The following is an 11,858-nucleotide window of genomic DNA, read 5'->3' on the forward strand; positions in this document are numbered from 1 at the left end:
TCTGAACCCTTGTACAGTGAACACTCCTGTCGTGGCAGTCCGGAGTGCATCACGATTGAGGCTGTCAGTGCATGCCTGCAGAACCGGTTAAGTCAATGATGAAAAAGCAGGTACGGCCTGCAATCCTGGTCTTTATACTGCTCACGGTCCTCGTGGGCATCCTCTACCCCCTGGTCATCACCGGTATCGCGCAGATTGCATTTCCGGCACAGGCAAACGGCAACCTCATCGTTCATGACGGGAAGGTTGCCGGTTCGGCATTGATCGGGCAGCCATTCACATCCCCTAAGTACTTCTGGGGCCGCCCGTCTGCTACAACCCCGGTACCTTATAATGCAATGGGCTCATCCGGATCGAACCTCGGGCCCACAAACCCGGCGCTTGCGGATATGGTGAAAGCCCGTGCCGATGCTCTCCGTCAGGCCGATCCGGCAAATACCCAACCGATCCCGGTCGACCTCGTCACCGCATCGGGAAGCGGGCTTGACCCCGATATATCAGTGGCAGCGGCATACTACCAGGTACCCCGCGTCGCCCGGGAGCGCAACCTGAGCGGACAGGACGTAACGGCGCTTGTCAGCCGGTATGCCGAACCCCGCCAGTTCTGGATCTTCGGCGAGCCCCATGTCAATGTCCTTTCGCTCAACCTTGCCCTCGATGACCTGGCCGCGTCCCCGGTCTCCTCCCCGGCCGGGGATACCCCCCTCCCGCAGCCGTCCGACGGTCGTCTTGCAGACTGGGCAGTGCTGGTGCTCTTCTTTGGCATCTTTGTCGTGACCGTCGTCCCACTGGGAAGGTTCATGTGGCGGGTGTTTACCGGGAAGAAGAACCTTCTCTCCCCGCTGATCGATCCCATCGAACGCTGGTTCCTCACGACGGCAGGGCCGGGAGCAGGCGACGAGATGGACTGGAAGATGTTCTCGGTCGCAATGATGGTCTTTTCCGCCATCTGTATCGTGTCTGTATTCCTGCTCCTGGAAGTGCAGCAGTTCCTTTGGCTCAATCCCGCCGGAGCCGGCCCTCTCCCGTGGGACCTCTCGCTCAACACCGCGGTCAGCTTTGCCACCAATACCAACTGGCAGGCGTACGTACCTGAGACCACGGTCAGTTACCTGACGCAGATGCTCGGGCTTGCCGTGCAGAACTTCGTCTCTGCGGCAGTGGGAATGGCAGTCCTTGTCGGCCTCATTTTCGGGCTCTCGCGGAAGTCTGCATCAACGATCGGGAACTTCTGGGTGCTGCTCATCAGGAGCGTCATGATCCTCCTTCCCCTCAGCATAATCATCGCGCTCATCCTCGTCTCGCAGGGGAGCGTCCAGGCGTTCTCCGGCCCCGTCACCGTGCCGCTCCTCGATCCGGTGAAGGATGCCACCGGCGCACTCGTCACGACCCAGACAATCCCGCTCGGGCCCGCTGCGTCGCAGGTAGCGATCAAGATGCTCGGCACCAACGGCGGCGGGTTCTTTTCTGCAAACTCAGCCCACCCGTTCGAGAACCCTTCGCCGTTTTCCAATTTTGTTGAAGTCGTGGCGATCCTCCTGGTCCCTTCAGCGCTCTGCTACACGTTCGGGAAGATGGTCGGGGCGGGACGCAAGGGCATCAGTATCCTTCTTGCCATGACACTCATGTTCATCCCGCTTCTCGGGTTTGCCATCTGGGCGGAACAGGGCGGGAACCCTGCTTTGAGCGGGATGGGGATCGATCAAGGCACGACCGGTATCCAGCCGGGCGGCAACATGGAGGGCAAGGAAGTGCGGTTCGGGGTCATGCCGTCGGCGCTCTTTGCGGTCACAACTACCGTGACGTCCTGCGGGGCGGTAAACTCGATGCACGACTCCTTCACCCCGCTTGGGGGCCTTGTGCCCCTGTTTGGCATGATGCTGGGGGAAGTCGTGTATGGTGGCGTCGGATCCGGCCTGTACGGGATGCTTGTCTTTGTCATCATCGCCATGTTCATCGCCGGCCTCATGGTCGGTCGTACCCCCGAATACCTTGGCAAGAAGATCGAGCCGCACGAGATGAAACTTGCCACCATTATCATCCTCATCCCCATCTTTCTCATTCTCATCGGTATGGCGGCAGCGGTTTCGACCGATGCAGGAAGGTCTGCCGTCCTCAATTCGGGCCCCCACGGGTTTTCCGAGATCATGTACGCGTTTACTTCCCCGTCAGAGAACAACGGGAGCGCCTTTGCAGGCCTGTCTGCGAACAACCTGTTCTATAATATTGCAACTGCCGCCTGCATGTTTATCGGACGGTATGCAGTCGCCATCCTGACACTTGCATTAGCCGGGTCATTTGCTGCAAAGAAGATTGTCCCTGTAAGCGGGGGCACGCTGCGCGAATTCCGCCCGCTCTTCATCATATGGCTTATCTTCGTCGTGCTCATCATCGGGGCGCTCAGTTTCTTCCCGGTACTTGCACTTGGTCCAGTCGTCGAACATCTCATCCGGGTGGCAGGGGGTGTGGCCCATGTCTGACTTCAAACCGGTCCGGGACCCCCACTCCGTCCTGCCGGCCCTCTATCGCAGGGCGGTTATCGACGCGGTATATAAACTAAACCCGCGGTTCATGATCCGCAACCCTGTCATGTTTACTGTCGAGGTCGGAAGCGTGCTCACGACCCTCCTTTTCCTCCAGTCCCTCTCCGGGACCGGTGAGGAGCCGGCAGGGTTCATCGGGGCGATCGCCGCGTGGCTCTGGTTCACGGTGCTCTTTGCCAACTTCGCCGAGGCCCTCGCAGAAGGGAGGGGCAAGGCGCAGGCGGAATCATTACGGAAGATGCGGCAGGACACGCTTGCAAAGAAGCTGTATCCCGGGTACAGGATCGTGAAAGGGAGAGAGCCGGCAGAGCCTGATTATACAATTGTCTCGTCCTCAACGCTGCACAAGACAGATCTCTTCTATGTCAGGGCCGGCGACACCATCCCGGTTGACGGCGAGGTTGTGGAAGGCGTCGCGTCAGTCAACGAGAGCGCGATCACCGGCGAGAGTGCACCGGTCATCCGCGAATCCGGAGGGGACCGGAGTGCAGTTACCGGCGGCACGGTGATCCTCTCCGACTGGCTGATCATCCAGGCAAGCGCAAACCCCGGCGAAGGGTTCCTCGACCACATGATCTGCCTGATTGAAGGCGCAAAGCGGCAGAAGACCCCAAACGAGATCGCGCTCAACATCCTTCTCATCGGGCTGACCTCGGTCTTTATTGTCATATGCGCAACGCTGTACACTTTCTCGCGGTACAGCGTGGAGGCCGCGGGGGCAGGTGTCCCGGTCACGGTCACCGTGCTCGTCGCGCTGTTTGTCTGCCTCGCCCCGACAACGATTGGCGGGCTGCTCTCCGCCATCGGGATCGCCGGCATGGACCGGCTCATCCGCCGGAACGTTATCACTACGTCCGGGAAAGCCATCGAGGCTGCCGGGGACGTTGACGTCCTGCTGCTGGACAAGACGGGCACCATTACGCTCGGGAACCGGCAGGCGGTAGAGCTGATCCCGGTCGACGGGACGGGGATCATGGATCTCGCGGAGACGGCGCAGCTGGCATCCTTCTCGGACGAGACACCGGAAGGGCGCAGTATCGTTGTGCTGATGAAGGAGAAGTACGGGTTGCGGGGCAGGAGCGTCGGGGTATCAGGGTGTGCACCTGAGATGAAGTTCATCCCGTTCTCAAGCCATACGCGGATGAGCGGCGTCGACTTTGGGGACATGCATATCAGGAAAGGGGCAGCAGACGCGGTGTTTGCTCACATCCAGAGATGCGGGCAGTCATCCGTATCGGAGGAACTGAAACATGCAGTCGACGTCATCGCGCAGGCGGGAGGGACGCCGCTCGTCGTGACCAGGAACGGTAAGGCGCTCGGGGTCATCTACTTAAAAGACATCGTCAAGGGCGGGATCAAGGAACGTTTCTCCCAGCTGCGCAGGATGGGGATCAAGACCGTGATGATTACAGGAGACAACCGGCTCACCGCCGCGACGATCGCCGCCGAAGCCGGGGTGGACGATTTCCTTGCGGAAGCAACTCCCGAGAGCAAGCTCCGGCTGATCCGCGAATACCAGGCCGGGGGCCGGATGGTTGCCATGACCGGTGACGGGACAAACGATGCCCCGGCGCTTGCTCAGGCCGATGTTGCTGTTGCCATGAACACCGGTACCCAGCCGGCCCGGGAGGCAGCGAATATGGTCGACCTTGACTCTAATCCCACGAAACTGATCGAGATCGTGGAGATCGGAAAGCAGCTCCTGATGACACGGGGGGCCCTGACCACGTTCTCGATCGCAAACGACATGGCAAAGTACTTCGCCATCATCCCCGTTGCCTTCATGTCAACGTACCCGGCACTCGTGGCGCTCAATATCATGGGCCTCCGGCACGGGATCCTCGCTGCCGTGATCTTCAACGCGCTGATTATAGTCGCTTTAATCCCGCTGGCGCTCCACGGTGTCGCCTACCGCCCCATGACGGCAGAAGAGGCTTTGCGGAAAAACATCGTCATCTATGGCATCGGCGGGCTTATCGCCCCGTTCATCGGAATAAAGGTTATCGATATGCTGCTCTTACTCATGGGTGTGTAGATTGTATGGTCGTCCCTGATCAGCGCCCCGATCCGGATGTCCTCCTTGCCCGCGTGCAGGGCGAGGAGCGGCATAAACGGCGGGGGAAGCTGAAGATATTCCTTGGCTACGTCGCGGGTGTAGGCAAAACATACGGCATGCTGCAGGCGGCGCACCTCCGCAAACAGGAGGGAATCGACGTGAAGCTGGGGTATGTCGAGACCCACGGCAGGCCGGAGACGGAAGAGTTGCTCGAAGGCCTGGATGCGATCCCGCAAAAGATGGTGGAATACCGTAACGTTCAGCTTGCCGAGATGGATATTGATGCAATCCTCTCTGCCAGACCGCAGCTCGTTCTTGTGGATGAACTTGCCCACACCAACGCGCCGGGGTCACGCCACCTGAAGCGGTACCAGGACGTCGAAGAGATCCTTGATGCAGGGATCGACGTCTATACAACGCTCAACATCCAGCACCTTGAGAGCCTTAATGACGTTGTGGCGCAGATCACCGGTGTCACCGTCAAAGAGACCATCCCGGACCGGGTGATTGACGAAGCGTCCGAGATCGAACTGGTCGACCTCCCGCCGCAGGAACTCCTCCAGAGGTTAAAGGAGGGGAAGGTATATGTCCCCGAACTCGCCGCGCAGGCCATCGAGAAATTCTTCAACGAGGGGAACCTGTATGCCCTCCGGGAACTCACGCTCCGCCGGGCTGCCGAACGGATCGACGAACAGATGCTCGCCTACATGGAGATCCGTGCGATCTCCGGGCCATGGGCGGCAAAGGAGAACATCCTTGTCTGCATCGGCCCGAGCCCGCTCTCGGAACGGCTTGTGAGGGTTGCACGGCGGCAGGCGGACCGCATGAACGCCCGCTGGACAGCGATCTATGTCGAGACGCCGTCACACCGCGGGCTCAGGAACGAGGCAAAGGAGCAGGCCTGGCGGTCCCTCCAGCTGGCAGAAAAACTGGGTGCAAAAACGGTTACGGTCTTCGGGCTTAATGTTGCTGACACGACGATCGGGTATGCCCGGAAACATAATATAACGCGGATCATCATCGGGAAAACCCTGCGTCCGCGGTGGCAGGAATTTGTGTTCGGCTCTGTTGTCGACCAGCTGATCCATAACAGCGGCAAAATTGATGTCCATGTCATCAGCAGCAGTGATACCCCTCCAAAGAAAATTGTTGAACTGGAGACCCTCCTTCCTGCAACGCCCCCGCACGGGTTCATCAACAGTTTCGCGCTCATCGCCATTGTAACGGTCATCGGGTGGCTGGTAAAATCGATCATATCCCCGGCGAACCTGATGATGCTGTATGTCCTTGCCGTCGTTGTTGCCGCTTACCGGTGGGGAATGCGCCCGGCAATTTTTACTGCGGTGATCGGGATACTGGCCTTTGACTTTGTTTTCATTCCCCCGTTTTTCACGTTCAGGGTGAGCGATATCGAGTATTTCATCACCTTAACCGGAATGATCAGCGTTGGTGCACTGGTCAGCCTCCTCGTTGCACGGGTGCGCGAACATGCACTTGCTGCTCAGGCCCGCGAGAACGAGACAAGTACATTATACGCACTTTCCCAGGACCTCGCAACTGCAGTGGATACCGGCTCAATCATCGCCGTGGTTGGAAAGCACATCAGCGAGATCTTCGGGTGGGAGAGCACATTTCTTCTCCCGGATGAGACCGGAACCGTTGTCCACCCTGCAGGTTTCGGGATCAGTCTTGAGGCTGATGATATTGCGGTGGCGACCTGGGCATACAAACACGGAACGGTCGCGGGCTATGATACCGACACGCTGCACGGGTCACGGCTCAGGTACATCCCGGTCCAGACATCGCAGGGGACCCTTGGGATCATGGGAGTGAAGCCCGCTGAAGTGGATGGGATCATCACGCCCGAACAGGCACGTATCCTAACGGCATTTGCCAACCAGGCGGCACTAGCGCTTGAACGGGTGAAACTGTCAGGGACTGCCGTACACCACATACCATGATTGCCGTGTGCGGTTTTTTTCCGGTTCATCGCTAAAAAGCAGGAATAGCAAAAAAGAAACCGTGTATACTGGAGCCGGGAAATACCATCCCGGTCCCTTTTTGTTCTCTTTGGCTGTGTACGCACACCGCAATTCAGGGGAGGTCATGCACCCTGAGCAGCGAAGATGTCCATTTTCGGTTTGTCCAGAGGGCGCACCCGCCATCCGTTTCCGTCAGCATTGCGTGGTTCTCCCGTATCCGTCGAAGGAAATCCGACTGCAGGGCTTCTTTTAAGGAGACTTTGGTAAGGTCTGCGTCAGAGAACGGGGCGGCAGGACACGGTTCAAGGCTGCCTGCGGCACTGACATGGACAAACCCTCTTCCCGCCGACAGGCAGCCCCCGAACTTCTCCTCGTCACCGGGAAACCCGATGAAGACCGCAGGCAGCCGGGTATTGAATGCATTGAGGCATTTGGCGAGGTTTTCCCGCTGGGCGCCGGTAAGTACAAGACCTTCTGTCCCGGGTTGGATCGGGACATATTCGACAAATGTAAAGATCCTGCACCCGGAATCGATCATCATCCGGACAAATTTCTCATCGGTCACCAGTGCATGGTTGGACCGGGTCACGGTCACCGAGCACCCGAAAAAAATATGGTGTTCCTCAAGCATCGCGGACGCACGCATCAGCTTGCGGTATACTCCCTCCCCGCGACGGTTATCGGTCTCCTTCTCAAAGCCTTCAAAGCTGAGCACAGGGATGATATTCTTTCGTTCTGCAAGGGCGGCTGTTGTCTTCTCATCAATAAGGAGGCCATTGGAAAATACTGCAAAAATGATTTTGGGGAATTTTTGTGCCAGCGCAAGGATCTCATCCTTCCTGACCAGCGGTTCGCCCCCGGCAAAGACGACAAACGAAACCCCGAGGTCTCCGGCCTGTCCGATGACAGATGCGAGCTGGTCAGGGCTCATCTCAGGTGCCGGCTCCTGGTGCCGGCCTCTCATATAACAGCCTTTACAGGAAAGGTTGCACCGTCTGGTAATGCTCACGATCATGGCTGCAGGGACACAGATGCCCTGCCGGTCGAACCGGCAGCGACGGGCAGCTGCTTCTTTTTGTGAGATTATGGTTCTTGCGGCAAAAAAGAGAAGCGAGGGATCGGCCATTACAATCTTTGCTGCCTGTCTGAGGGTGGCGGTTATCCCGTCATCAAGGACACGGCGGTAATCGTGGCTATCTCTCTTTTTTTCCGGCTGGCTCTTCATGGAGCGGGACGATGGTGACCCTGCTGCAGATCTTAACGGTGCAGCTACGGTCTTATCCGGGATTCCCGCGGACGTTTTCATACTCTTCTCCCCCTCAAATGAGCCTCTCATTAAAATTATTCGTGGACCCGGACCAGGTCGTCGACCGCGTCCAGCCAGACACCTTTTGCCTCTGCCGGGTCCATGCCGAGCATCACGTCAAACATCAGGCCGTTGACGAGCGCATCGCAGGCAACAGCGAGGACTCGTGAATTGACGGACGGGTGGATGAGCCCTTTTTCTTTCTGTGCTTCAATGAACTGCCCGATTACGGCGAGGTCGCCGTTCCGGTCCTCAAGGAGAATCGCGCGGAGGGCCTCGTTGTGCACTGCGACTGCCATGACATCATGGTACATCTCCATGGATTTGTTGATATACGCAAGCAGGGAATCAAAGAGCAGGGAAGCACCCTCCATCATCTCCTGCCCCTCAAACGACCGCTCGAGGATCCCGGCGAGTTCCTGCCGCTGGAATTCAGCGACCGCCGCAAAAAGGTCGGCCTTGCTCTTATAGTACTGGTAGATCGAGGCCTTGGTCACCCCGAGCCGTGCTGCAATATCATCCATCTTCGTGGCGGAAAACCCCTTCTCCATGAAAAGTGCTGAAGCTTGTGCAACGATCTTCTTTTCAATTTCTTCCCGGTACCCGGGATACATTTTTGGCATAGTTCCCTCCTGAACATTATTGTTACTTGAAGTTATTAAAATTACCCAGAGTAAGTTTAATAACCCTTGGTTACTAACATAGTGAGAACAGACCTAAAAACGAGGAGACAATGGTCAATACACAGAAGTTCAGACAGACCCGGCTCGGGGCGTTTGCGACATGGTTTGTGATTGCCGCGTGCTTCATCATCCTGCTGGCCGGCATCCCTGCCGCCCGGGCAGAGGGCGACCAGCCGACCGTGTACATCGAGAGCTACACGGTCACCCCGCAGGTGCTTGCACCCGGTGATCATGGCACGGTTGCGGTTGTCATCAAAAACACTGCCGGCAGTGCGACACTCACGGAACTGACCGGCCAGAGCACCGGCGGAGGGACCGCATCCACGCGGGTCGTCGATATCCCAACCCAGATCGACGCGATCAGCCTCGAAGGGAACGGGATTTCGGTGCTCTCCGAAACGTACCGCCGGTTCGGCTCAATCGGCCCCGGCCAGTCGGCAACCGTCACCTTTGCCATACAGGCGCCAAACAAGGAGGGCATCTATTTCCCCGAAGTGTGGGTGGATATCAATGGCGGCAAGAGCGTCCGGTACCCGGTGCCGGTCAACGTGAATTCAAGGAACCAGGTGATGCGGGCGCCCACGATCGTCGTCGGGAAATCCCTGCCTGACAATATCAACCCGGGCGAAAGTTTCCCGGTTGTGCTCGACCTGAATAATGCCGGAACACTGCGGGCAGGCCAGGTCCTCCTCTCGGTCAACACGAGCTCAAGCTCCATCGGTGTCATGGGTTCCAGCACGATTGTAGTCGGGGACCTCGAAGGCGGGGCATCAAAGACGGTCACCATTGACTTTATAACCGACAAGAAGGCCCCAATAGGCTTGCAGAATATCCTCCTCACCTTCGACTACCAGCTCCCGGACGGGACCACAAAGCGCCAGGCCGAAGCGATCGAAGTATTCTTCAAGGGCAGGGCCGAGCTGGGTTTTGTCTCGGTCGATACCAGCCCCCCGCGGCTGGCCGAGAACACCCCGTTTGACCTGACGATCCGGATCGAGAACACCGGTACCGGCGAGGCAAAGCAGGTCTCGGCAACCATCGACCTGCCGGCTGAAGGTACAAAAGAGGCCTTCATCGGGAAGATCAAGCCGGGGAACGACGCACCGGCCATATTCCTCCTTGAAGGGCTCAAAGGCGGCAACTACCCGTATACCCTGGCCATCACCTACACGGATGACATGGGTGTCCACACGCTCACACGGCAGATGAACATGCGGGTGCCACCGGCTGATAATTCCGGCACCGTCATCTTCGGGCTGGTCATTCTCGTCATCCTCGGGGTTGTCGGGTACCGGTACTGGTACCTGCCCCGGACCAACGGCAACGGCAAATTCCCATGGGACAAAAAGAACTGAAAGTCGCGTTCCTGCTGGCGCTGCGCTCGCTCCAGCGGGGAAGCCGCTCAAGCACGATCTTAACCGTCCTGATCATCGGGATGTGCTTCACCAACATGATCTTCCTCCCCTCCATGTTCAGCGGGATCGGGCAGGGCATCACAAAACAGCTGGTGGACTATGAGACCTCAAACGTCCTCGTCAGCCCCAAATCGGGCGAGCAGTACATCAACGACCTTGATGCTACGCTCGACCTGATCAACGGCATGCCGGGTGTGCAGCGGGCATCCCCCCAGTTCTCGAAGGGGGCGACCTTCAAGTACCGGCAGCGGGTCCTCGGCGTTTCCGTGCGTGCCATCTCTCCCATGGACGAGAAGGAAGTATCCCCGGTATACACGAAGATGGTTGCCGGCAGTTACCTCGGGGAAGGAGATACCGGCGAGATCATTATAGGGAAACCGATGGCCGGTGATGCCACCGTCCGGCAGGAAGACGAATTCCAGCCGTCGCTGGGCGGGGTCCGGGTCGGGGACTCGGTGACGGTCGAGTATGGCAACGGGTATACGAAAGAATACCGGGTCAAAGGGATCTACTACACCGGCTGGAGCCCGGTTGACAACGCCGCGTTTGTGTCCTGGACTGACATGGAACAGGTGGAAGGAAAGGCGCTGGACAGGGCAGATTACATCACCGTGAGAGCGAAACCCGGCTATACCGAGCAGTTCATAAAAAACGAGCTCCTTGCGTATGGCGTTGGCGTGAACGGCAAGGTCCAGACCATGACGGACCTGCTCAGTAAAAGCGTGGGCAAGGTACTCCAGAGTTTCGCCATCATCAACATGGTGTCCTTGATTGTCAGTGTCATCATTACTACGGTCGTGCTCTTCATCGTCATAACCATCAAGACCCTCAACAGCCGCAAGCAGATCGGGATCTTAAAAGCTATCGGCGTGGACAAGGAGGTCATCATGCACAACTACGGCTTCCAGGTGATGATCCTCGGCGTCCTTGGCATCATCCTTGGGATCATCATCACGCTCGCGCTCGCAGCATACATGTCGGTACACCCCATCGTGACTCCCGAATGGTCTGCCTACCTCTATATCACCCCGTGGGACATCCTGATCAATTCCGTGATCCTGTTCTGTGCAGCAGTCGTTGCAGGGTATGTCCCCGCTTACCAGGTCTCCCGCGAGGAGATCCAGTCTGCCATGAGGGCCTGATATGATCGAGATTACCGACCTGCGGAGGATCTACCACATGGGAAATGTGGAGGTAAAAGCCCTTGATGGCGTGACACTCAACATCGAGAAAGGAGAGTTCCTCGGCATCATGGGAGCAAGCGGGAGCGGCAAGACAACGCTGCTCCACATGGTGGGGCTCCTGGACCTCCCCACATCCGGCCGGATCAAGATTGACGGGCTGGATGTCCTGCGCCTGACCGATTACGAGAAGACCATGTTCCGTCTCTACAAGCTCGGCTATGTCTTCCAGGACTATGCACTGGTCCCAGACCTTACCGTGATGGAGAATGTTTCCCTGCCGGCGATGCTCCGGAAAGACCGGAGCGAAGAGCAGGTGAAAAAGGACAGTTACGGGATCCTGCAGAGGATCGGCCTGTGCGACCGGCGGGACCACCTGCCCCGGGAACTCTCCGGCGGCCAGCAGCAGCGCGTCTCGATCGCCCGTGCGATGGTGAACAAGCCCGACATCCTCTTTGCCGACGAGCCGTGCGCCAACCTTGACTCGGAGAACTCGAAAATGGTGCTCGAACTCTTCCACGAGATCAACGAGGAGATGCAGCAGACCATCATCATGGTATCCCACGAGGACTGGCACAAGGACTATTTCCACCGGATCGTCCGGCTCAAGGACGGAAAGATCACGAGCGACGGGACGAACGGGACAAAGGGCGGGTGACTCCGGGAGAGAGTGTCCAAAATGAAATATAAGA

Annotated in this window: 8 protein-coding genes; 6 read left to right on the forward strand and 2 right to left on the reverse strand. The window is 58.0% G+C overall.

Annotated elements, in window-relative coordinates:
* The first annotated feature begins 95 nt into the window (after positions 1-95).
* From kdpA to OS112_01625, 3 genes are read left to right on the forward strand one after another with little or no spacing between them, the layout of a single operon-like run.
* Positions 96-2,480 carry a potassium-transporting ATPase subunit KdpA gene (gene kdpA, locus OS112_01615; GenBank protein ID WAC05355.1) on the forward strand — a complete coding sequence of 795 codons (2,385 nt, stop codon included), beginning with the start codon at positions 96-98 and terminating at the stop codon, positions 2,478-2,480.
* Positions 2,473-4,578, forward strand: coding sequence for a potassium-transporting ATPase subunit KdpB (gene kdpB, locus OS112_01620; protein ID WAC05356.1), 2,106 nt, complete (start codon positions 2,473-2,475; stop codon positions 4,576-4,578). The genes kdpA and kdpB overlap by 8 nt, the downstream gene beginning before the upstream one ends.
* Positions 4,579-4,583: 5 nt before the next feature.
* Positions 4,584-6,560, forward strand: coding sequence for a sensor histidine kinase KdpD (locus tag OS112_01625; GenBank protein WAC05357.1), 1,977 nt, complete (start codon positions 4,584-4,586; stop codon positions 6,558-6,560).
* Between the two features lie 133 nt (positions 6,561-6,693).
* On the opposite strand, the gene OS112_01630 is transcribed toward OS112_01625, so the two are convergent.
* Positions 6,694-7,887, reverse strand: coding sequence for a radical SAM protein (locus tag OS112_01630; protein ID WAC05358.1), 1,194 nt, complete (start codon positions 7,885-7,887; stop codon positions 6,694-6,696).
* Between the two features lie 35 nt (positions 7,888-7,922).
* Positions 7,923-8,510: a TetR/AcrR family transcriptional regulator gene (locus tag OS112_01635; GenBank protein WAC05359.1), complete on the reverse strand. Its 588-nt coding sequence runs from the start codon at positions 8,508-8,510 to the stop codon at positions 7,923-7,925.
* A 110-nt stretch (positions 8,511-8,620) separates the two neighbouring features.
* Between OS112_01635 and OS112_01640 the strand changes: the two genes are divergently transcribed.
* The 3 genes from OS112_01640 to OS112_01650 are packed head-to-tail and all read left to right on the forward strand — an operon-like array spanning position 8,621 to position 11,824.
* Complete coding sequence (locus OS112_01640; protein ID WAC05360.1) at positions 8,621-9,925, forward strand: S-layer protein; 1,305 nt, start codon at positions 8,621-8,623, stop codon at positions 9,923-9,925.
* Positions 9,907-11,127 (forward strand): ABC transporter permease, encoded by a 1,221-nt coding sequence (locus tag OS112_01645; protein WAC05361.1) that lies wholly within the window; start codon positions 9,907-9,909, stop codon positions 11,125-11,127. The genes OS112_01640 and OS112_01645 overlap by 19 nt, the downstream gene beginning before the upstream one ends.
* Position 11,128: 1 nt before the next feature.
* Positions 11,129-11,824, forward strand: coding sequence for an ABC transporter ATP-binding protein (locus tag OS112_01650; GenBank protein WAC05362.1), 696 nt, complete (start codon positions 11,129-11,131; stop codon positions 11,822-11,824).
* Positions 11,825-11,858 lie beyond the last annotated feature (34 nt).

The organism is Methanoregula sp., assembly GCA_026625165.1.
GTDB lineage: Archaea > Halobacteriota > Methanomicrobia > Methanomicrobiales > Methanospirillaceae > MVRE01.